This is a genomic window from Paenibacillus beijingensis, from assembly GCF_000961095.1.
Classification (GTDB): domain Bacteria; phylum Bacillota; class Bacilli; order Paenibacillales; family Paenibacillaceae; genus Paenibacillus_O; species Paenibacillus_O beijingensis.
In genome coordinates this window covers 4,098,009-4,118,848 of the sequence record NZ_CP011058.1, presented here as the reverse complement: position 1 = coordinate 4,118,848, position 20,840 = coordinate 4,098,009, and the positions used below count along the sequence as shown (strand labels likewise).

Below are 20,840 nucleotides of genomic sequence, written 5' to 3'. Positions count from 1 at the left end.
ATGTGGGCGGCCGCCCAGAAGTGCATGTACTTCCTCGTTACAGACAAATTTCTACATTAAGAAGCTTCATAAGCTCACCTATTTTCGTATGAAGCGTGAGCTTGCAATGGGCTGGGTTAATGTAAAGCACTCTTGCATGGAGCCGTTTTTGCTGCCGTTTCAGCCCGATTTCCGGCGGATGGATATAACGCTTGGCTGCTCTTTCTGCTTTTCACCAGATTCACAATCCAGAATACGGTAACAATGGCGAACGGATATCCAATCGCCCACCCTACGAAAGGGAACACGATCGCTGTCGCAAGAAACGACACCCAGCTGATGAGCACGCCCCAAACACTGCCCTTTAACAGCCGGATTCCGGCTGCACAGCCGCCGAGATAGGTCAATATAAAGGTTGCGTTGGGCAGCTGGATAAGTGTGGTGAGGGATACAGCGCCGCTTCCATACAGTATCAGCACCACTATAAAGCACAGAGCAAGAAAGGCGATTCCGCTAATAGGCGTACGATAACGTTCGGACAACCGCCCCATCCACTCGGGAGCGTCTCCCTGCCGCGATAAAGCATACGCAAGCCGTGAAGCAGCCCCTGTATAAGCGATAACACCTGTCGTACAAATAAAGATACCTGTCATTCCCGCAACAAGCGCTCCCCATTTGCCCATTAACTGGCTGATCACCCACACAAGCGAAGCGTCCGAGCCCGCCTTCATGTAGCTTTGCGTGCCGACCGTGGCCAGAGCCGTCAGAAAATAGAGCAGTCCGACGATGACGGCGGCGATCATGACGCCTTTAATTGCCGCGCGCTTAGGGTCAACGAATTCCTCGGATAAGTGGGATACCGCTTCCCAGCCGATAAAGCACCAGAACAAAATTGCTGCCGACTGTCCGACGCTCGCCCAGCCATGAGGCACAAACGGTGTGAAATGGGCCTCACGAATATTGGGAAAAGCGGCTGCAATCACCACAATGAGAACGGCGATTATGGCAAGCACAACGGCAATCTGCACCCGACCCGCCACTTTCATGCCGATCACATTGGTCAACAGACCGAACGATAGCATGACAGCGGCGATCCCAATTCGGGCCCCTTCACTCCAGCCCATCGCCGCCGTCAAATATCCCGCCCCGGTTAGCGCAGCCACAGGAGCGCCGATCGGTACCGACATGAGAAAAAACCAGCCGACCAGCGCTCCGGCCTTCTGTCCGAACGTTAACGTCACAAAATAGGAGACACCTCCGGCATTCGGAAATTTGGCCGACAGCAGCCCCATGGAAAGGGCAAGCGGGAACAGCAGCAGCGTCATAAATCCCCATGCAAGCAGTGAGGCAGGACCGGCCATTTCCGCCGCCAGGCCAGGAACAATCAGCACACCCGAGCCCAGCACGGCGCCTACATACAGGGCGGTGGCCTGCGGCAGCCCAATCGTACGTTGAAGTCTATTCGAATGATCCATGATGATTCGTCTCGCTTTCCTGTTGTATTTTTCATCATGGTATCAGATAATAGATCCATCGGAAAAACGGAAAAATCGAATCGTATCCATTCAAAAAATCGATCATAAGGAGGCAGCGATGGAATCACGCCATTTGCTTACTTTTTTGGCCGTGGTCGAAGCGGGCAGTTTCACACGAGCGGCTCAGAAGCTTGACTATGCCCAATCCAGTATAACCGCACAAATTCAAGCACTGGAGACCGAATTGGAAGCTCCTCTTTTTGACCGGATCAGCAAAAAAGTGATCCTGACCGATGCCGGCCGACGTTTGCTGCCGTACGCCCAGGAGATCTCCAAAATGCACGCCCTGGCAAAGGATGCGCTTCGTTCCCAAGCTGAAATAGCCGGTACGCTCGTGATCGGCGCTCCCGAATCGCTGGCCGCTTTTCGCTTGCCGGGCATCATCCGCGAGTACCGACAACGGTATCCGAAAGTGAAAATTATGTTAAAACCCGGCGTATGCTGGGAATTGAGCGCTCTGGTCCACTCGGGAGAGCTGGATCTCGCCTTCCTGCTGCAGCCTGAAACGGAGGATAAGGACCTTCATAAAGAAATCCTGATCCATGAAAAAATGGCGCTGGTCGCACCAGTCGATCACCCGCTCGCCCGTTTGCAGCTGGTTGAACCCGTCCATCTCAAAGATGAAACGATACTTCATACCGAACCCGGCTGCACGTATCGGACTTTGTTTGAACGGCACCTGAACAGTCACGGCGTATTTCCCGATCTCAATCTTGAATTTTGGAACATCGAGGCCATCAAGCAGTGCGTGATGGCCGGGCTTGGTATTTCTTTCTTGCCGCTGATTACCGTGCAAAATGAACTTCGTGAAGGCAAACTGGCCAAATTGGCTTGGGATGACACATCGCAGCGCGTGGCCACTCAAATCGTCTATCATATGAAAAAATGGAAATCTCCGGCTTTAAATGAGTTTTTGCTTATTGTCGGGAGGCATGCTTCAATGTGGGGGCGAGAAGAAACGAATTAACTCTTTACCATCAAATCCGGCATATCCATTGCCATCGATACGTTGCACAGCATTCCTCTTGCCAAAAAATCAGACGTTCGCTTGTTCGCATCCGCAAACCCTGCCTGCTGAAAAGCATTTTGTACCAGCTGCTTCACCTGGCTCATCCCCTGCTGCATTGCTTCGCGGATCGGCGTTTCCCGAATCGTTTGTGCCTGCATTTGAAGCAGGATTTCATTGCGGTGCGATGCTGTAATCTCCTCGTACGCCCGGATCAAGCCGATCTCCAAATGCTCCGGCGGCGCCGATTCGATCACGCGTTGAAACGCTTTAAGAACCCGCTGCCAAGAGACCTCCAGCGATTCCACCAGCAGCGATTCCTTGGTAAAGAAGCGGTAAACGTATGGCTGCGAGATCGCTGCGCGCTCCGCCACCTGCGCAGTGGTAGCCCGATAATAACCAATTTCTGCAAACACTTCAATTGCTGCAGATACAATGTCGGTACGGCGGTTAGCCGAAGTTGCAGCTTTTTTGACCATAAATGAAGTTCTCCTTTACTTAAAAAGCAATTGCTATTGATTGGCCAATTACCAATGAGTTCATTGTAATCGATTCTCAGACGGAATGCAACGACAATCAGAAATCCGCTTTATCCGGTTTCCATCCGATTTCTTGACTCCACTTGCTTGCCTTCATCATGATGTTCCAAATGAGTTCCGTTTTTCCCTCCACATATTGTTCTCTTTGATTTCGAAATATCAAACTCAATTTTTTCTTTAGGTCGGCATATTCTTCTCTTTCTTTCTCATGGGTCCTCAAATAATCCCTGAACAACAGATTAAATTGCTCCGCCCAACTACCGTGTTCTCTTACATGGATATGGGTTCTTCTCATTCCAGGCTGTTCTCTGAAATATCTTTTGGTCCGATCGGGGTTATCTTGGATATAACGAAACCCAATTGTTTCAAGACCATCTTTCACCAAATCGAAATGGTTGATGTCTCGAATCGATATTTGAACATCAATAACCGGTTTTGCCGCCAAACCTGGAACGGCCGTCGAACCGATATGGTCGACTCTTATCGCATGGTCCCCAATAGCCTCTTTGATTCGTTTGCCTAATTCAAAAAAAATCGCTGGCCATTCTTCATTGTATGGCTCTATAATTACCGGATCTTTCATATGCTTCACCCACCAACCTGTCATGACAACATTTCTAAAATGTACTGACCAGATAGATCGCAGCCGCCCACATCACAATTGCAGACACTTTGTTAACATTTTTCGAAAAGCTCCCTGTCTTGTCTTTATTTCGTATGAGCCGCCCCAGCAATGCCAATGTAAAGAACCAGCACCACGAAACCAAGATACAAGCGATCGTAAATGCCGCTTTATTCACTCCTTGGTAACGGAGCGAACTTGTACCAATGACTCCAATGGTGTCCAATATGGCATGAGGATTCAATAACGATATCATGAGCGTGAAACTGACAATTTTGCCAAAACTTATTTGTTGAGAATCGCTTTTACTGAGGTCGCTATGATCCGGCTTGCTTCTCCAAGTCACGAATCCAACATAAACTAAAAAGATAAATCCACCTATAACGAGCAATGATTTCATCCAGAAAAAGCTCATCACAACCAAGGAAACACCGAACACTGCAAGCATAATTAATACGGTATCGCACAAAGAAGCTGTGACGACGACCGGCAATACAGAGATTAACCTCTTGTTGACAGCTCCCTGAGAAAATACAAAAAAGTTCTGAACACCTAGCGGTAAAATCAATCCAAAAGCAAGAAAAATGCCGTGTACAAATGCTGTAATCATGAATAGGATCACCTGTTTTTATATTATCCAAACCAACTTAGCTGATGTCATCATTATTTTGGAATAACTGACGGAAATATTCCGCTCAGTCCTCATTTATTTCTGTCCTTGTCTTTATCGTCGAGTTCTAAATATTCTTCTAATTCTTTCTCGATCTGTTCATTTAATTCATTCGTTGTATTGATTCTGCCTGTTTCGTTCGATTCTCTCTCAAGTAAGGCGTCTCTTTCCAATTCTTCTTCAATTTCCTCATCACTCAAATTAAAATCTCTATTCTCTTGAACGATCCCGAGCTTTTCCTTGATCATTTGTAAATCATTTTCAATCCTCTTATTCCTCGCATTCGTACTAAAAACGACACCAAAGATCAAACAAAGCAACATCCATACTCCGATTGGCCCAAATAAAAAGAAGCTACAACCGATATTACTAGCGCAATTATCGTTCCAAAAATAGTCATAAATAGATCTTTCAACTTACATACTGGCTGCATTGGCAAATCTGTGTATTCCGAAATCCTTAATGGATGAAGTTAATATCGCTTCTTTAAGAGGATGCAAATTGGGTGTGAACCGAACATCGATATTCATACCCATTAGTCTTTCAAGGGAATTTTTAATCTCTACTCGTTCCACGGGCTTCACGATTTCAGTCGATATGTAATAACCCGCTGTTTGATCAAAAAGCTTAAAAGTTTCACTAGGGAGCTCATATCTATAAATCGTTGTATTCATGATTCGCTCATACCAGTGAGTTTCAACCGTTACCACAATATTTGAGCTTGTCAGGCCAAAAAATTTACGATTGTCCTCTTCCGTTACTTCATCATCTTTCGTGTAGACAATTCTGGGACAATCTCTCGGAAAATAAAATGTAAATTCGTGTTCTTCGTCGATCACCCAGACGACAGGCGACATATCTGTACGATTCGCTTTTACTCGGGGCTTAAAGATTTCAATCGTCTTTTCTTCACTGAAATGAAATAACTTCATGCGTCCTCCTAAATGGCCCTTCTATGTGATCGCACTTAAACGTTTCCTTATCTCCAACAATAATTGATTTTGTTCCTCTTTAGGTATCCATTCTACTAATCTTGCGGCAGCAACCGGTAAAATCCATCTATCGATTTCAATATAATCTTGTTTCGATTGCTTTAAATAATGACTCAGATATTCACGCTGCACTTTTTTCCTTAGTAAGTTAACAAAGAATTTTATTAATCTCGGTGTTTCCTCTGGCATCGTTCCAAAATTCAATAGAACTAATGTCCTCGCAACATCACCGGAGGGATTACCGGCCATCCCTGTCATCCAGTCAATGATCCAAGTTTCTTCACCAACTAGTATATTGTCAGGATGAAAGTCACCATGACACAGCATATTACCATCAGGTAATTCTTCCAAATAAGTAATGATCCGAAACTTCTCATCTTCTGTTAACAGGGAAGCCGCCATAATTTGATCAGTTAGAACCATTTTCTGTTTTCTCAATAATCCAACAGCACTGTGGGTATGTATCTCGTGGTGTAATGAGGCTACAATCATCGAATACCTCTTGATGAACAATGGCTTCTTCGCAATTCTCTTAAGTAAAGATTCACCCTCTACTTTCTGAAATAGAATTCCGTTTCTATTGTCTTGTGAGGTAAATTCGATGGGTTCCGGGGTCCTAATCCCCAGTGAGTGGACAAACCTGCTAATCAAGAATTCGTCCTGTATTGCTCCTGTAGGAAACTCTTGCTTGTACAGCTTTAATATTTGGCTTTCTTGAATATTGTATATATCGGCCGTTCTACCCTGCCCGATATGTATCAAATTTTACCATCTCCAATTGGATTTGTATTTCAAGGATTAGTATTATCTCTTTACTTTCCCAAATGTAATTTTCATATTTGGTGCGTATGTTAAAAAAGAATCCACTCCAAATTCCTCAGAAAATAATAATTCAGCCTCATACTGTTCCCGAGCTTCATCAAAAGTTAACCCTCGCTCCACTAAATTATTTCCCATTTCCTCTAATTCACTTGGTTTTTCTCCAAGACCTTCTTCTCTTAAAGAGTTAAAAAGCTTTTCTCTACTTTGCAAGTCCATGTTTTGGTCGAGGAAATTTACCTTATCACTTACCCTGCACTCAATATCTTTCAAGCCCAATTGACTAAAAAGTTAAAATAATCGTTCCAGGCAATAGCTCACTTCATTATCAAATTCAATAAGTATTTATTTGTAATTTTATCCATCGCTCTTATATTCGGAATCCATGAGGCTTAAGTGAGCGTCAGAGTCATTGCTGCTTCTTCTTATATTCAACCGTCAACTAAATTAACTTCATTCATTTGAGGTTCTAAATCATCACTTTCAATTACTATTGCTGTCATTCCTAATTCAGATCCTGATTCATGTACTTCTCCAAGTTCCCATAATGCTGCAAATCCTGATTTAATGTTGTATTGAATTCCTTCTTTACCTTTTACCCATCCTTCTCCATTGACAATTAAAAATAACTGTTTAATCGTTGCTTCATGTAATCCTACAACTCCATCTTGCCCAACAAATATACATCCGATATGTATGGGTTTGTTATGTTTGATTATTCTTGAGAAAAAAGAGTTTTTACTTCCATAATCAGTAATCGATTTTCCAGTTTCTTTATCAAATTGGAATATTCTCATCTATCTCTCCTTAATATTTTTTGAATTGATCCGATTGGGCCAATACGAACGGGTCGCCGGACTAGCCTAGCAGAATTCCCTGCCTGAACAACCTCTTCGCTTTATCTTCCGACAGATCAAGGGCGCTAGCCCGCAGCGGGAATACTTCGTTAAGCGAATTCTTCGTCAATAATCCTTGCCCAAAATGTGTATTTATGATTAGATTCAAATATTTTTATACAATAGTCTTAATGATTGATTCTCTTTATAGCCTTTGTTTAAATAGAATTTATAGGCTGGTGTAAAGGTACTTGTTAGTAGTGTTACTTTTTCTATCCCTTTCGCCTTGATATCCTTGTAAATAAAATCAAGTATGTGTGAACCTACACCTTGCCCCTGTAATTCAGGGCGAACAAAAAATTCTTCAGTAACATATTCTTTACCTCTCCACCACTTCTTCTCTTTCCCTATTAGGACTGCAATTATTTCTTCAGTTTCATCAACCGCTACATATCCCAAAAATCCTGGTGTATTACAAAAATCCATAAACAAACCTTCAGCTAATTCGTATGTCCAGTTATTGTTCCAAGGCGGCTGGTTAAAGACTTCAATATATAAAGAAATACATTTCTTCAGATCTTGCTTTTCAAAGTTTCTAACAATCATTGTTATCCTCTCCCGAAAGCAATATTTACTCAGATAACATGCCTTCATCTAAAGATTTCTGTATTATTTCTTGAGCATAATTCCATAGCTCTTCCGATCCATTAGCAATCTCCGAATTGCGGTTTAATATTTGTTTACTTGTAATTCCATACTTCCTCCAAGTGTCGCCTTGATTCATGTGATTATGTATTAATGGTTGTAATCTATCTAATGCTGCCGCATATTTTGCTTCATTTGTCTCTTTTTGCTCAAATTCAACCCACAAGTCCATTAGTTCGTTCTTTTGTTCATCTGGTAATAATCCAAAAAGTCGGTTTGCTGCTCTATGCTCACGTTCAAACTTGTCTTCTTGCCCCTGCACATCATAGGCAAAAGTATCTCCAGCATCAATTTCCACCAAGTCATGTACCAATAACATTTTAATTACTTTAAAAATATCCACTTCAGCATTTGCATGCTCGTGTAAAATCAGTGCCATCATGGCTAGATGCCATGAATGCTCTGCATCATTTTCTAGACGTGGTCCATGGATAATTCTCGTCTTTCTTTCTATGGTTTTTAATTTGTCAATTTCGATTAGAAACTTTATTTGTTTTTGAAATGTGTTTTCTTTCAATTGAATTCGCTCCTTTTAATTCATAATCTCAAGTGTGTTCATTAATTCGTTAATTTGCTTTTTTGTTTTTACAATAATAATTTGTTTATCTTTCTTTACTTGTTCAAGCTTATGTAATGTTCCCATTCTGCTTCTCTTTCTATAATTCCAGACCCATTTAAAAAACTCCCAATCTAATTTTTCTGGACATCCCTCATTCATATCCGGTCTAGTTTTCTTATGATACATTAGTCTTCGTTTAATAACTCGGTAAATACATAGCAACATTGGCATGTCTAAAAAGATAATCATGTCAGCTCTCTTTATTCTGATATCCATAGTTCTTGAGTAATTACCGTTCATAATCCATTGATCTTTCATAGTCAACTCTTCAACAATTTGATCCCATTCTTCATTCGATGTTGAAACCCAGTTCGGTTTCCAATAATAGCTATCTAAATGAATTACTGGAAGGTCGAGAATCGTACCGAGCTTTTGAGAGAGAGTTGATTTACCCGATCCAGCCGAGCCTAAAACTAATACACGGTTCATTGAATGGTCTCCTGTTCTCAGGCTACATATTCAGCTATCGTTCTTAAAAAGAAAAACATCAAGCCTTTTAATTTACTTGATGTTCAACATTCCATTAGACGATAACCCGCTGCTTGACAGCAGTATCTGTCCTTCATGATTGAGGACAATAACACAGGATCCTGCCATTATTAAAGGACGGGTCCCATCATCCCTTAATAAATTTAATATCCCTTTGCTTAAAACTCTGCCCTTACTTATTTCTAATATAATCGGGTGTTCTTCTCATAAACCGTTCGCCGTCTTTAATAAAATGATACTGCTCATATAATTCGTGGGCATCCCTAGTTGCTAATATTCCCGTCAAATCTTTGAATCGCTCTGACCTCGTTATTGTCTCAACCAATTTCTTGCCAAGTCCTTTACCTCTATATTCCTCGTCTATAAATACATCACAGAGCCAGTACATTGTTGCCTCATCCGTTACAATTCTGGCAAAGCCAATTTGTCGTTGATCTTCATAGATCCCATAACATACAGAGCTATGGATAGATCTTTCAATTCTTTCTTCTGGTCGATTATTAGCCCAATAGCTTCTAGATAAGAAGCTTTTTATTGTTGGTAGATCTAATAATTCTTGATTATCACTAATCAAAAATTGTTCAAAGTTAAGATTCATTGGGTTAGCTCCTTAAATTCTACTAAAAATGGTTCTTGTCGGTTTAGACAGTATTCAATTCGTTCTTTCTCTAATTGCAGCAGCCGTTAAGCTTCACCTTCCTCAACTTGACCACCTGGCATTTCCCACCCTCTTTTGGGCCCATTAAGTAATAAAATCTTGTTTTCATGATTCAGCACAACCGCGGTGGCGAATACAATATGCTTCGGAGGATAATGCATCAGAATAGTCCTTTCATTATTTCGATATTTTGCTCTGATTTCATCCAACGCGAATGTGTTATCATTCCAAATTACTTAACGAATGTAGCTAATTATTTCATTTAAATCCTCTATATCCTTTGGCGAAATCTTTAATGTCGTCTTTGGTACACCTGTACCTCCATAAACATATGAATATCGATATAACTCTCTATCAAAAATTGTCGGTAACCCTGGATTAATTAACGACACACTTCCAATGCTACTCCCAGTAATTTGCTCAACTTCTTTTGGTTTGGCTAATTTAATCTCTTGCACCTGTAATAAATCCTTCATTGATTTCAAATCAACTTGTCCATAGTCCCCTGAAATGATCAATGAATAATAGCCTTTTTCTGTCCTTAATATCAACGTTGGGGCAGTTTGTCCAATGTGAATTCCAAAATACTCTGCGCCTTCTTGAGCTGTATTAATTTGTTTACGATGTTCTATGATCTCATACTCAACTTGCTGTTTCGCAAGAATTGCAATTAACTTATCCATAGTCTTCCTTCTCTCGTATGGATTGATATGGCAGGGTTATCTGCTGAGTTACCTCACAATATTACTTGTGGTCTTCACACATCATTAATGTATTTCCATCTGGATCCTTAAAGAGAAACCATGATACGATTGGACTCCGGTCAATTCCGTACACAATATTAAATCCCAATTCCTGAACATAGTTAAAAGCTGTATTAATATCCGTCGTACTTAATTTCAAAGATACCGGAAGCCACTCTGGAATTGGTCTGCCTTCCATGTCATTGCTGTCAATGATAATGCCATTCGGCATGAAGTATAAATGTCCAAATAGCACTTCCTCTTCTTTAACTGGGAACTCAAATAAACTGCAATACATCTGAATGGCCTTCTTTAAATCCCTAACATACAGAAAGTATCCTCCCAGTTCCGGTTTTATTAACGTCGCTTCTTTTTCATTCATCATTTCTTTTCGTCCTTTCATTAGCATTTTTATTTTATTTGCGGAGGTTTCTTATACCGTTGTTTGAATAAACGACGCGACCCGGCCCTAGATAGCTCTTATCTTAGGCCGGGTCGTGTGTTGTCTGAGCTTCTTCCATGATTATACATCCGACAACCAAGGGGCGAAAGCCCCGCAGCGGGAACATCGTGTTATGTGAAGTACCCTCTTCGGATACTGGAGTCAAGTCACCTTACAAATAATCTCTGAACTAAAGTTTTCCTTTCCTCTTTAATTTCTTCTATGGTTATATATTTTTGTCCGTAAGTGTTTTGTATACTATGTATTCCTATCTTAAGAGACTTTAATAATACAATTGATTCTCGGCTCCCATTATTATCCTGAAGTTTAGGTAAAATGCATTTTGTAAAATTACGCTTCACTTCCGATTCTACTTGATCGTTAGTTAAGTGTTGTATAGAGTGTATTGTATTTATGACTAAAGACGAGACACCTGCCGCAACTATATCGAGACCATACTGAGTAAATCCAGTTTCGCCTCTCGCTACAAAACCATATAATATATCTTTGTTGTTATAATAGAAAGTTATAACGAATGGATTATATTCCTCGCTTTCATAATCAATGATAGATCTTTGAATTTCAATCTCATGAGAAGACTCCATTGATTCAGCCCTTTTCTTCAGTGTTTTATAAATACTAAGTCTTTTGCATAACGATGTTGTATTCACAAATCGAGGGGCAAGTATTGCCAGCGAATGGTCGGAGATTAGCCTTGCAATACTGATTTCAAGTATCTTGCTACTCCGTTATTATTGTTACATTCAATGATCTTGTCCGCTATATTTAGAACGATTTCATGTGCATTTTTTACTGCATATTTCTCATCCGCTACTTCAAACATGGGTAAGTAGTTTAAGTTATCTCCAAAACAAACCAATCGAAAGGCTTTTATGAGCGTTAGCAAACGGGTCGCCAGACTTAGCCTCGCAGGATTGTCTGCCTATCTGCACTTCAGCGACTTAATCTTCTGCAGACCAAGGGCGAAAGCCCGCAGTGGGAAAACGGTGTTAGATAATGCGAACTCTTCTTTGAGCTACAAACGTTAACCATTCCCCTCTGAATTCGATGTACTTACCATTCTTGTGTTCGTTTATTTTCTGGGGTGCATGTCTTTCAATAAGAATCTCCCAGTCCTTATATAAATCTCGTAGAACTGAAATCGCTTGTTTAGTTTTTAAATTAAGTTCTATTAGTCCATCCGTTACTTCTCCTGTTTCCAAATCATTAATATACTATTAATTCCATTTACTTTTTTTCCCTGTATCATCCTTTTTATTACTAACCGTAATGCCTCCTCATTCGATACATGTTCAAGGCATGAGCAAGCTATTATGTATGTATAGTGATCTTGTTTGATTTCGTATGATTCAGCGTCGGCCGTTTCAGCAATGATAGTGTCCTCAACATTATATTTCTTTGCATTATCCAATAATTTAATTATGGCACTGGGTATCAAATCTACACATGTCACTAAGCCATTGAAGCCTTTCGCTTTCTGAGTTCATTAAGAGAATCCATGATTACCTTTACTGGCTTTGATAACCATGAACCTGGTTCAAACAGAGCCGATTCATTATAAAATCGTTCATGGTACGTTATTTCTTCTGCTCGAGCATGATGAAACTTATCCATAGCTCACCTCATTATAATATTGGGTGGTTTCATCTAACATTTCTGCATACACGAACCCCACTGGCTTAAGTGAGCGTAACGAGCGGGTCGTCAGACTTAGCCAGTGGGTGTCTGCTCCTCTGCCTATGCTGCTCGCGGACCGAGGGCGAAAATGGGTGATGCGATGTTAGATGATGGGTCGGAATTCTTTGTGTTACCCACACAATCTCAGTTCACTTCTTCACACAACCCCAAAAGATTTCCATCAGGATCAAGAAAATATGCAAGTTTAACCTTCCCTGCATCTACGATTTCATTAATATCTACTCCTCGTTCACGGAGCTTGTTACAAGATTCCTCAATGTCAAATGTTTTAAAGTTGAAGAAATGCATTTTACTGGTTTGAGTTTTAAAGAAAGCGGGTGTATGTTCAGTAACCTGAATTAATCCTAATAAGCTCTCTCCATTGTATACCTTGAAGCCAGCTCCGCCTTCCCATCTATACAATAGATCCAAGCCAAGAATTTCTTTATACCATTCTACAGATCTGTCCATGTCGGTAACCGGAATAAAGATTCCATCAATTCTCTCGATAATGCTCATGTCAGGCACACTCCTCAGCTTGAACCTCCCACCGCCTATGCATCCGCTTTGAGGCGGGGGATTCCTGGGTAATCCCTTCTATCGAAAGGAAATTGACCAGGCGATCCCTGCCGTCCCGGCAGTTCAACTTCCTTCATTCCAACAAACGAAGTCCTTCCCGTTCGATGTTGATCGCCGCATTATGGTCACGGTCATGTTCGGCGCCGCACATCGGACACGTCCATTCGCGTACCTTTAAATCTTTCACATCCGGGTTTCGCTGGCCGCATACCGAGCATATCTGGCTTGACGGGAAGCTCTTGTTTACCGTGATGACGTTCCGCCCATGCCACTCGGCTTTGTAGGCGAGCATTTCGCCGAACCTGGACCATGACGCGTCCGCGATGGACCGCGCCAACTTATGATTCTTGAGCATGTTTTCCACTTGCAGGTCTTCCAGGCAGATCGTTTGGTTTTCACGAATCAGCCGGATCGACAGTTTGTGCAGGAAATCCTCGCGGCAGTTTGCGATTTTCTCATGCAGCCGGGCGAGTTTCATTCGGGCCTTGGCACGGTTTTGACCGCCCTTTTGCCGGCGGGATAATCTCCGCTGCCAACAGGCCAGTTTCGTCTCATACTTACGTAGATACTTCGGATTGTCGATGGTTTCTCCCGTAGAAAGGATCGCAAAATGCTTCAGACCCAGATCGATGCCCACGCTTTTCGTCTTGTCCACCCGCACATAGGGGCAGTAGAGCATGTTGCATAATACCGAGACAAAATATTTACCGCTCGAGTTCCGGCGTACGGTGGCGGATAAGATGCGGCCTTCGATCTCGCGGCTTTTTGCAAATCGCACGAGACCAAGCTTGGGCAGCTGAATCCAGTTTCCTTCCACGCGAATCGCGTTCTTATTGTTCTTGGTCGTATAACTCTGCCCGGGCGCACGCTTTCGCTTGAACTGCGGATAATCGTTCTGTTTGGAGAAATACCGCTTAAACGCATCATCGAGTGACTTTAGCGTGCTTTGCAGGGCGGTGGCAACCACTTTACGCAGCCAGTCGAATTCCGATTCGCGCTTAAGCAGCGTAAGCTTTCGGGAACAAGCTTTGTAGGTTAATGTTTTCCGCTCGTTCTCATACACTTGGGTACGAAGGGCGAGAAAACGGTTGTAGACGAATCGGGAGCATCCGAGAGTTTGATTGATGAGCGTTTGTTGTTCTCGATCGGGATAGATCCGAAACCGGAACGCTTTGTGCAAGAAGAGTCACCACCTTTCACGGGTAGTCATCTTCATTATAGCACATATGTTCGTATTTGTCGCGGGTGGGGCAACAAATATCGGGTACACCCGAAGCGGATTCATCCCGCCACCTACGCTTCGCTTAGAGTTGGGGGTCTTCTCCGTTACTTATGATAAATTATAGTTAAGGGTTTACAATTGTTTGTTACCGACTTTCAAATAACGTTTCTTGTGTTTCCGATTCCGAGAGGCTTAAGGATGCCACAGCAGCCAGGTGATCTCCCCCACTTAGCCTGCAGGATTGTCCGCCTGACTCTACATCCCCGACTTAACTTCTATTGACCAAGGGCAGCGGGAATACGGTGTTATGTGAAGGACCTTAATTACCCTCGAAATTATTTTTACTTGTCTTCAATTAACCTTAATTTAGGCCATGTTTCAAGCCATTTCTTGCTTTGTACTCTTGTATAAAAATAGTCTTTATCCTTATAATACGAGCTTCTTCGAATCACCATATCAAATAAATCATTCAATCCATGAGGTGCTGTTATTTCAAGATTATTCTTCTTATCAATATGTATTCCTACAGCAGTTGCCGTTTCCGGCCATCTCTTCATTGCATCTGTTACAGACATATATGGGTTTTCATGATTTCTTACATGCATCCTGGCTTGATTCTTAATAGACCAGTTATAATCTTGCAATTGGTTTTTTAGTAGGACTTCAAATTTCTTTTCAGTTTCTTCGCTAAGATCATCTTGATCATAATAAAGCACATCCACATCATTCAGGGGAGTTCGATTAGGATAACCATGTAAGTAATCCCAAACAAAATTTCTAACATATCCCGCTGCAATACACCAATTAGGCAGATCCAATTGTCGAACAAGTTGAAGATCCCTCATCAAGTGTTCGTTGGTTTGCATGATCTTGATAAGTTTTTCAAGTAACATCTCTGTATCCACCTAACATAAAATACTATCCTTCGATCTTCCGCATAACGTTCCGGTATTGATAAGCCCTCACTGGCTTAAGTAGCGATAGCGAGCGGGTCCGACCGAGTTAACCAGTGCAGGGTTGTCTGCTGATTCTTCTTCCTGAGAATACTTCTGCAGACCAAGGGCCTCAGCCCGCTGGTGTGAACACGGTGTTATATGATTGGGAGCCATCTTCGAACATTCATTTCAAAAAGATTCTATTAAGCTACTTTATCACGACCAAAATAATATCCTTTCGTTAAACCTTCAAAAAACTCCCTTATATAATCATGTTCAATAATGTATTTAATATAGATTCCTTTTCCTTTAATATCGTTTCTTGTTACATATATATTAATTGAGTTATATTGAATTCTAACCTCAGAACCAGATCTCATATCTAATACGATTCCAGCAATAATACTTCCCTCAACTGAGCCAACTTCATGAACCGAGTTAACAGGTACTGAATTAAACCAACTTATCAATTTATTTATTTCTTCCTCAGTTATATTAATTTCGACATGTTCAACTTTTGCCATTCCTGAACCCATACTTTTGTAAATTACCTTACTAGCTTTTGTGTCTTTAATGTCATTTTTTGATATTGGTTTGTGTAACAATAGCTCAATCATAAAATTTTTATTTTCTTTGTATTTCAACCATCCAAATACACTTCCTAGAGCAACAATAATCATTATTAAAAGAAAACTGACTCTTAGATATTTATTGGCCATTTAACTTGGCCTCCTTATTTGTTGCCCTATTTCACATAACGTTCTTGTATTCACGAACCCTCACTGGCTTAAGACGACCAACGGGAGCCGGGTCGGACTTAGCCCGTGCAGGGTTGTCTGCTGACTCCACTTCCTCGAAATGCATCGGGTAGATCAAGGGCATCAACCCGCAGCGTGAATGCGGTGGTAGGTGATTTATCTGCCATCTTCGGGTTTACTTACAAAAGCTCTTTAATATACGATTTCCGAAACATCAACATCCTCTGATACTTCTTCTAAGCATGCTTCACACAAAAGTTCAACAGAGTCATCCTCAAAATCATAAACGGTGTACAATGCTACTTCTTTCTTTCCATTATTGTTGCAACGATCACAATATTTATTCCGTTTCTTATTCTGCTCACTGACTCTAGGATAATTTATATCACAATTTTCTTCTTCTATCCCTACCAATTCAACAGTGCAATAGACACTGGAACCAAAATCATATACATACTCGCATTTTTCTCCAATAATTAATCCTAAGCTTTGGATCAGTTTTTTTGCTCCTGGCCCTCTTCCCCCAAGTTCAATTTCACCATATCCAGGACTCTCCCATACTTTTCCGCGAAAAAACTCAATGGTATTGGCAGATATTTCACATAGCGTTCTTGCCATCACGACGCGACCCAGCCTTAGATAGCTCTTATCTTAGGCTGGGTCGTGTGTTGTCTGTGCTTACTTCTATGATTATACATCTGATAACCAAGGTGCGTCAGCCCCGCAGCGAGAATGCGGTGTTATCGGATGTTTCCTCTCAGATCAGCTTCATCAATGTACTTAATCTTTCAATTGTATGTAGTGGTTTGGCCGTTAATCCGTCTTTCCAGGGTTGATTTACTTTTATCCATATTGTCTCCATTCCGATCTTTGCTGCTCCCTCTATATCGTTTACAGGATGATCTCCTATGTAAATGCATTGTTCTGGTCTTAATTCCAGCTCCATTAATGCCATTTCAAATATCCTTGGATCTGGTTTCTTGACACCTGCTTCTTCTGAAACAATAATCAGATCAAAATCACTTCTCATTCCTAATTGATCGATCTTCCCATATTGAATGAAGGTTTTCCCATTTGTAATTAGTCCCGTTTTGTATTTCGTTCTTAAGTGCTGAACTACTTCTCTGGCATGCTCCATTAGAACGGCATTCTTAACATATTCAGTGCTGTAGAAATCTAATAATTCCGTCTTTAGAGGCGTCACTTTCCAAGGTAATTCTTCGAGTAGCTCAGAAAACAATTCCTGTTTATCTTTGTATCCGTCTTGATCAAGAAAAATGATTCGGTCAAATATGTATTGTTTCAATTCTAAATGATCAAAATAGGTTTTCAAGAATGTGTTTGTAAAATTACGGAAGGTACTCGTTCGATCCAAAATAGTGTTATCCAAGTCAAATATGACTGCTTTGATATCCTCCATGATTTTCCTCCGATCTTATGCAATTTCCGATAACGTTCACGACGTCCCTCCACCTTAAGCCCGAAGAAAGGCCGCGATGCGGTTATTGTATTCACGAACCCTGCACCACCTTCAAGTGGTGCAGGGTTGTCTGCCTGATTCCACTTCCCTGAAAACTCTTCTGGCAGACCGAGGGACGTCAGCCCGGAAGCGTGAACTCGGTGTTAGCTGAAGTCATTGCCTTCTTCGACTATACTTCTAAAAGCTTAGATTCTAATATGTTTTATTTGCACTACTAATCGATCTATTTTCTTTTTTATGATTCCTCTATTGTCCGGTTGTAACTGAATGTTAGCCTCTTTCGCTATTCGATCCAATATTTCTTCTGGTGTTAAGTTGTCAGTATGAATATGTATTTCAAAGATGTCTTGAGATAAGCTAGAGATGCATCTATCGATTTGTTTTGCAGGCCATGAGTTTTTATTATCTCCTCTGCTTCTCAATCGTTTTATTAATGTTTCACGGTTTGCAAGTAAAGTAAAATGATTTACTTCAACTCCATTTGATCTTAACTTATTAATGATTTCATGAAAGTATTGAGGATTAACTATTGTCATAGGAACAATAATGATTCCAGGAAATTCATTGTTTATTGTTTCTAGAATTGAAAAGTTAATCTCTCTCCATATTCCATGTTCTTGAAAATCGTCTTTCAGTATTTGTTTAGGAGCATTTTTTCTAATGAAGTATCCTGCATTCTCGGGATCATAAACAAACGAATTTGGAATTCTTTTTTTCAGTTCGTAAGCTATTGTAGTCTTTCCAGACCCAAATGCTCCGTTAATCCATAGGATCAATTGTTTCGCCTCTTTTTACTTATATATTTATCACTGCATTGATTTCAGCTAACGTTGTTGTATTCACGAATCCGAGGGGCTTAAGTGACCAACTGGAACGGGTCGAAGACTTAGCCTCGCAGGGTTATCTGCCTGAGATTACTTCCCTGAGTTATCATCCGGCAGATTAAGGAGCTTAAGCGACGAAGTGGGAATACAGTGTTAGGTGAAGTATGTCCTTCGAAGAATAATCGCCTAAATAGATTTTCTATAAATTAGTTGTGTAAAGTTTTATTAATTTGAAGTTAAGTTTATCAAAGTTTGTTAGTAATTCAGCAGAGTTTTTCGAGTACTTGCTCTGTATATAAAATCTCGAACAAGTATAAAATAGCAGCCCAACAATATTCTTATTCACAAATTCTTCGTTATCAATATGAACTTTATAAGATTCGAGTATTTCATGAAGTGTTTTTATTAATTCCAAGTTAATAATAGTATTACCTTCGCCAGCTTGATTTCCTCTCAGTTGTACAACTATGGTTTTACACACTTCAATGATTTGCTTTTCTAAATCTGAATTTTGTATAGTCATTTAATCCACCTCCGAAAATCATTCATGATATATTTCACCTAACGTTATTGTACCACCTTAAGGCACGTTAGTGCCGGACGCGATGGGTGAGCGGGTTGTCTGCTGAATTCGCTTCTCTGCTTATTGCATCCCGCAGACGCCGCGTGAATACGGTGTTATGTGAAGTGATCTTCCCCATCGAATTTCATTCAAGATATTATAATTTTCCATTTATTTCCATAGTGGTTTCAATTCCTTCAATTAAATACTTAGCTCTTTGTTCTAAGTCATTTACTGTTGTTACTAGGTCTTTATTCTTCCAATATGTTACTAGTTTCTTTATTTCAATTATTAATTCATTCAGTTCAGCCTTGCCTGCTATTTTAAGTCTCTTCATTATATATTTTTGATATTAGCCTTAACCCAATTTCGTGTGCTGGCAATGCCAATATTCATAGACGTCCGTATCAGAACCGAGTGGGTTTTCATATATTTATTTTAGTTTTCGATCCATTCATTTATCTCATGTGATTCTGACGGTAATGGAGCTTCGGTAAAAGGTAAATAAACTGAAATTGAAAATGACATTGAAAGTTTTCCTCCTTTCAGTTTTTATAGTCTTGGTTTAAAGGTTTAAGGTCATTTCACATAACGTTTGTGTATTCACGACGTCGATCCCCCTTAGATAGCTCTTATCCTAGGGGGATCGATGTGTCCGGCTAAATTCACCCACGCCTCTTCTACATCGGTCCGGACCGAGGGCCGAATGGCCCGAAGCGTGAATATGGTGTTAGACGAAGTTTATTGAATCCTCATCGAGTTTACTCAATATTATTTATTCTTTCGTAAATTGATTTTTCAAGAACATACATTTCATCTTCTTCAGTAGCAAAATCAATAAATATTTCTATAATAATATTCTTCATTTTTAGTAGACGATTCCTTATGTCTTGTTTCATTTGTTTGTCTGTGTTGATACTCAACAGTTGTTCTAACAGAAGCATGCTAAGTAAATATAGAAAGTATAATTACATCGTCAGTTTTGCCCCGATGGTGTGGATTAAATTTTTCGTTACTAACATAATGCTTAAAAACTAATATGTTTGGATGAGTAAATCTCGATAGCTTTTCATACAATTTATCAAATATTAATATATCTTCTTTGTAGGGACTTGCAGTGGCCATTGAATAAGTAGAGATATGACCTATATATTTCTGCCCAGTTACTTTATCAACGATAGTCCTCTTATCAGACTTACCACTACTATGGGTTAAATACTCGTGAGTTCCTTCTTCCATACCAATTCTTGCTGCTACTAAATCATCTAATCTTTCGGGATATCGTAAAACATATATTATGTTAAGATAATTTTCATAAACCGACCTTAACAAATTGAGCGAATCTTCAATCAGTCCGGCTTTTAATTGAACTTGAATAGATTTAAAGGTCTTAAACGACTTCGTGACACAAAACATAATAAAATCATTGTGAGTAAGCTTTATGCCCTCAACATGGCCATACTTTGCGATGATCATTCCAAACAAATAGAGTGAAGATTCAAATTCTACCAGATAATCATTATTCTCACTTTCTGATACGGTTTCTTCAAATTGAAGTTCCTCACTCAATTTATAATACTCTGCCAAAGCACTACGCCATTCACTTAACTCTGCATCAGTTAAATTCCCTTCATATCCCTTGACTACTAATCTACCAGTCTTCTTATAGGCATGGATAAATGCTGGGTCTGCGTTTACTTCTTCTAATAATTTCACCGTCATTTTTTCAACTTCATTTTCATCCATAGGTGATACATATTGATCATAGAAGAATAGGTCGTCGTCCTTTGGTTCTCTACCATATATCTCAACAAATCTGTTTTGATGTTTCTCTATAGCTGCTATTAAATCTGGATCTTTGATAGGTATTGAACGTTTATAAATCCCGTCATCATCTAAAATCCAACTGAAATTTTTATTTATACAACATTTTTTGAATTTCTTTTCACTACCACATGGACATTGAGAATTTCGTGAGGGCATTTTTTTCATATTTTCTCTCCCCAATAAATTTCGTCTAACGTTCTTGTATTCACGAACCTAAGAGCCTTAAACAACAAGCGGGAGTGGGTGCGTAAACACTTAGGCTCGCAGTGGTTGTCCGGCTAGGTGCTTTCGTCTAACGTTC

At 40.3% G+C, this 20,840-nt stretch carries 27 protein-coding genes and 1 pseudogene; 1 reads left to right on the top strand and 27 read right to left on the bottom strand.

Annotated features, from left to right (window positions below; all coding sequences use genetic code 11):
- Positions 1 to 116: 116 nt before the first annotated feature.
- On the bottom strand, positions 117 to 1,454 hold the full coding sequence (locus VN24_RS18595) for an amino acid permease (protein WP_045671633.1): 1,338 nt from the start codon (positions 1,452 to 1,454) through the stop codon (positions 117 to 119).
- A gap of 118 nt (positions 1,455 to 1,572) precedes the next feature.
- Between VN24_RS18595 and VN24_RS18590 the strand changes: the two genes are divergently transcribed.
- A complete protein-coding gene (locus VN24_RS18590; protein WP_045671632.1) occupies positions 1,573 to 2,481 on the top strand; it encodes a LysR family transcriptional regulator in 909 nt (302 codons plus the stop codon).
- On the opposite strand, the gene VN24_RS18585 is transcribed toward VN24_RS18590, so the two are convergent.
- From VN24_RS18585 to VN24_RS18460, 26 genes and pseudogenes are all read right to left on the bottom strand, one after another.
- Positions 2,478 to 2,999, bottom strand: coding sequence for a TetR/AcrR family transcriptional regulator (locus VN24_RS18585; protein ID WP_045671631.1), 522 nt, complete (start codon positions 2,997 to 2,999; stop codon positions 2,478 to 2,480). The two genes, VN24_RS18590 and VN24_RS18585, sit on opposite strands and share 4 nt — an antisense overlap.
- Before the next feature lie 97 nt (positions 3,000 to 3,096).
- Complete coding sequence (locus VN24_RS18580) at positions 3,097 to 3,642, bottom strand: GrpB family protein (RefSeq protein WP_045671630.1); 546 nt, start codon at positions 3,640 to 3,642, stop codon at positions 3,097 to 3,099.
- Between the two features lie 34 nt (positions 3,643 to 3,676).
- Positions 3,677 to 4,291 carry a LysE/ArgO family amino acid transporter gene (locus VN24_RS18575; RefSeq protein ID WP_045671629.1) on the bottom strand — a complete coding sequence of 205 codons (615 nt, stop codon included), beginning with the start codon at positions 4,289 to 4,291 and terminating at the stop codon, positions 3,677 to 3,679.
- A 92-nt stretch (positions 4,292 to 4,383) separates the two neighbouring features.
- Positions 4,384 to 4,662, bottom strand: coding sequence for a hypothetical protein (locus VN24_RS18570; protein ID WP_148505277.1), 279 nt, complete (start codon positions 4,660 to 4,662; stop codon positions 4,384 to 4,386).
- Between the two features lie 105 nt (positions 4,663 to 4,767).
- Positions 4,768 to 5,283, bottom strand: a complete 516-nt coding sequence (locus VN24_RS18565) for a DUF6886 family protein (protein ID WP_045671628.1) — start codon at positions 5,281 to 5,283, stop codon at positions 4,768 to 4,770.
- Between the two features lie 21 nt (positions 5,284 to 5,304).
- Positions 5,305 to 6,105: a phosphotransferase family protein gene (locus VN24_RS18560; RefSeq protein ID WP_045671627.1), complete on the bottom strand. Its 801-nt coding sequence runs from the start codon at positions 6,103 to 6,105 to the stop codon at positions 5,305 to 5,307.
- Positions 6,106 to 6,147: 42 nt separating this feature from the next.
- Complete coding sequence (locus VN24_RS18555) at positions 6,148 to 6,435, bottom strand: hypothetical protein (protein ID WP_148505276.1); 288 nt, start codon at positions 6,433 to 6,435, stop codon at positions 6,148 to 6,150.
- A gap of 158 nt (positions 6,436 to 6,593) precedes the next feature.
- The gene (locus VN24_RS18550; RefSeq protein WP_045671626.1) at positions 6,594 to 6,959 is read right to left on the bottom strand and encodes a hypothetical protein; all 366 of its coding nucleotides are present in this window, start codon (positions 6,957 to 6,959) and stop codon (positions 6,594 to 6,596) included.
- A gap of 204 nt (positions 6,960 to 7,163) precedes the next feature.
- Positions 7,164 to 7,604 (bottom strand): GNAT family N-acetyltransferase, encoded by a 441-nt coding sequence (locus VN24_RS18545; RefSeq protein ID WP_045671625.1) that lies wholly within the window; start codon positions 7,602 to 7,604, stop codon positions 7,164 to 7,166.
- A 25-nt stretch (positions 7,605 to 7,629) separates the two neighbouring features.
- A complete protein-coding gene (locus VN24_RS18540; protein WP_045671624.1) occupies positions 7,630 to 8,220 on the bottom strand; it encodes an HD domain-containing protein in 591 nt (196 codons plus the stop codon).
- Positions 8,221 to 8,235: 15 nt separating this feature from the next.
- On the bottom strand, positions 8,236 to 8,751 hold the full coding sequence (locus VN24_RS18535) for a DNA topology modulation protein (RefSeq protein WP_045671623.1): 516 nt from the start codon (positions 8,749 to 8,751) through the stop codon (positions 8,236 to 8,238).
- 232 nt (positions 8,752 to 8,983) lie between these two features.
- A complete protein-coding gene (locus VN24_RS18530) occupies positions 8,984 to 9,409 on the bottom strand; it encodes a GNAT family N-acetyltransferase (RefSeq protein ID WP_045671622.1) in 426 nt (141 codons plus the stop codon).
- 89 nt (positions 9,410 to 9,498) lie between these two features.
- A pseudogene (locus VN24_RS27050) lies at positions 9,499 to 9,630 on the bottom strand (NUDIX hydrolase); the annotation flags it as partial.
- Between the two features lie 75 nt (positions 9,631 to 9,705).
- A complete protein-coding gene (locus tag VN24_RS18525) occupies positions 9,706 to 10,152 on the bottom strand; it encodes an aminoacyl-tRNA deacylase (protein WP_045671621.1) in 447 nt (148 codons plus the stop codon).
- 61 nt (positions 10,153 to 10,213) lie between these two features.
- A complete protein-coding gene (locus tag VN24_RS18520; protein WP_045671620.1) occupies positions 10,214 to 10,597 on the bottom strand; it encodes a VOC family protein in 384 nt (127 codons plus the stop codon).
- A 224-nt stretch (positions 10,598 to 10,821) separates the two neighbouring features.
- Positions 10,822 to 11,259 carry a ribosomal-processing cysteine protease Prp gene (locus VN24_RS18515; RefSeq protein WP_045671619.1) on the bottom strand — a complete coding sequence of 146 codons (438 nt, stop codon included), beginning with the start codon at positions 11,257 to 11,259 and terminating at the stop codon, positions 10,822 to 10,824.
- A 104-nt stretch (positions 11,260 to 11,363) separates the two neighbouring features.
- Positions 11,364 to 11,534, bottom strand: coding sequence for an HAD family hydrolase (locus VN24_RS27045; RefSeq protein ID WP_274520451.1), 171 nt, complete (start codon positions 11,532 to 11,534; stop codon positions 11,364 to 11,366).
- Positions 11,535 to 12,496: 962 nt separating this feature from the next.
- Positions 12,497 to 12,871: a VOC family protein gene (locus VN24_RS18505; protein WP_045671618.1), complete on the bottom strand. Its 375-nt coding sequence runs from the start codon at positions 12,869 to 12,871 to the stop codon at positions 12,497 to 12,499.
- Between the two features lie 133 nt (positions 12,872 to 13,004).
- Positions 13,005 to 14,111, bottom strand: coding sequence for an IS200/IS605 family element RNA-guided endonuclease TnpB (gene tnpB, locus VN24_RS18500; RefSeq protein ID WP_045671617.1), 1,107 nt, complete (start codon positions 14,109 to 14,111; stop codon positions 13,005 to 13,007).
- A gap of 383 nt (positions 14,112 to 14,494) precedes the next feature.
- On the bottom strand, positions 14,495 to 15,046 hold the full coding sequence (locus VN24_RS18495) for a nucleotidyltransferase family protein (protein WP_052703038.1): 552 nt from the start codon (positions 15,044 to 15,046) through the stop codon (positions 14,495 to 14,497).
- A gap of 245 nt (positions 15,047 to 15,291) precedes the next feature.
- Positions 15,292 to 15,807 (bottom strand): hypothetical protein, encoded by a 516-nt coding sequence (locus tag VN24_RS18490; protein ID WP_045671615.1) that lies wholly within the window; start codon positions 15,805 to 15,807, stop codon positions 15,292 to 15,294.
- A gap of 231 nt (positions 15,808 to 16,038) precedes the next feature.
- Positions 16,039 to 16,467: a hypothetical protein gene (locus VN24_RS18485; protein ID WP_148505275.1), complete on the bottom strand. Its 429-nt coding sequence runs from the start codon at positions 16,465 to 16,467 to the stop codon at positions 16,039 to 16,041.
- 136 nt (positions 16,468 to 16,603) lie between these two features.
- On the bottom strand, positions 16,604 to 17,266 hold the full coding sequence (locus VN24_RS18480; protein WP_045671613.1) for an HAD family hydrolase: 663 nt from the start codon (positions 17,264 to 17,266) through the stop codon (positions 16,604 to 16,606).
- A 245-nt stretch (positions 17,267 to 17,511) separates the two neighbouring features.
- On the bottom strand, positions 17,512 to 18,102 hold the full coding sequence (locus VN24_RS18475) for an AAA family ATPase (RefSeq protein WP_045671612.1): 591 nt from the start codon (positions 18,100 to 18,102) through the stop codon (positions 17,512 to 17,514).
- Between the two features lie 247 nt (positions 18,103 to 18,349).
- A complete protein-coding gene (locus VN24_RS18470; RefSeq protein ID WP_045671611.1) occupies positions 18,350 to 18,673 on the bottom strand; it encodes a hypothetical protein in 324 nt (107 codons plus the stop codon).
- 984 nt (positions 18,674 to 19,657) lie between these two features.
- Positions 19,658 to 20,704 (bottom strand): DUF5677 domain-containing protein, encoded by a 1,047-nt coding sequence (locus VN24_RS18460; RefSeq protein WP_045671609.1) that lies wholly within the window; start codon positions 20,702 to 20,704, stop codon positions 19,658 to 19,660.
- Positions 20,705 to 20,840: the final 136 nt, after the last annotated feature.

Coding starts and splice junctions, on each gene's coding strand:
- VN24_RS18595 (WP_045671633.1), bottom strand. CDS start 1,454: ATGGATCATTCGAATAGACTTCAACGTACGATTGGGCTGCCGCAGGCC.
- VN24_RS18590 (WP_045671632.1), top strand. CDS start 1,573: ATGGAATCACGCCATTTGCTTACTTTTTTGGCCGTGGTCGAAGCGGGC.
- VN24_RS18585 (WP_045671631.1), bottom strand. CDS start 2,999: ATGGTCAAAAAAGCTGCAACTTCGGCTAACCGCCGTACCGACATTGTA.
- VN24_RS18580 (WP_045671630.1), bottom strand. CDS start 3,642: ATGAAAGATCCGGTAATTATAGAGCCATACAATGAAGAATGGCCAGCG.
- VN24_RS18575 (WP_045671629.1), bottom strand. CDS start 4,291: ATGATTACAGCATTTGTACACGGCATTTTTCTTGCTTTTGGATTGATT.
- VN24_RS18565 (WP_045671628.1), bottom strand. CDS start 5,283: ATGAAGTTATTTCATTTCAGTGAAGAAAAGACGATTGAAATCTTTAAG.
- VN24_RS18550 (WP_045671626.1), bottom strand. CDS start 6,959: ATGAGAATATTCCAATTTGATAAAGAAACTGGAAAATCGATTACTGAT.
- VN24_RS18545 (WP_045671625.1), bottom strand. CDS start 7,604: ATGATTGTTAGAAACTTTGAAAAGCAAGATCTGAAGAAATGTATTTCT.
- VN24_RS18535 (WP_045671623.1), bottom strand. CDS start 8,751: ATGAACCGTGTATTAGTTTTAGGCTCGGCTGGATCGGGTAAATCAACT.
- VN24_RS18530 (WP_045671622.1), bottom strand. CDS start 9,409: ATGAATCTTAACTTTGAACAATTTTTGATTAGTGATAATCAAGAATTA.
- VN24_RS18525 (WP_045671621.1), bottom strand. CDS start 10,152: ATGGATAAGTTAATTGCAATTCTTGCGAAACAGCAAGTTGAGTATGAG.
- VN24_RS18520 (WP_045671620.1), bottom strand. CDS start 10,597: ATGATGAATGAAAAAGAAGCGACGTTAATAAAACCGGAACTGGGAGGA.
- VN24_RS18515 (WP_045671619.1), bottom strand. CDS start 11,259: ATGGAGTCTTCTCATGAGATTGAAATTCAAAGATCTATCATTGATTAT.
- VN24_RS18505 (WP_045671618.1), bottom strand. CDS start 12,871: ATGAGCATTATCGAGAGAATTGATGGAATCTTTATTCCGGTTACCGAC.
- VN24_RS18495 (WP_052703038.1), bottom strand. CDS start 15,046: ATGTTACTTGAAAAACTTATCAAGATCATGCAAACCAACGAACACTTG.
- VN24_RS18490 (WP_045671615.1), bottom strand. CDS start 15,807: ATGGCCAATAAATATCTAAGAGTCAGTTTTCTTTTAATAATGATTATT.
- VN24_RS18480 (WP_045671613.1), bottom strand. CDS start 17,266: ATGGAGGATATCAAAGCAGTCATATTTGACTTGGATAACACTATTTTG.
- VN24_RS18470 (WP_045671611.1), bottom strand. CDS start 18,673: ATGACTATACAAAATTCAGATTTAGAAAAGCAAATCATTGAAGTGTGT.
- VN24_RS18460 (WP_045671609.1), bottom strand. CDS start 20,704: ATGAAAAAAATGCCCTCACGAAATTCTCAATGTCCATGTGGTAGTGAA.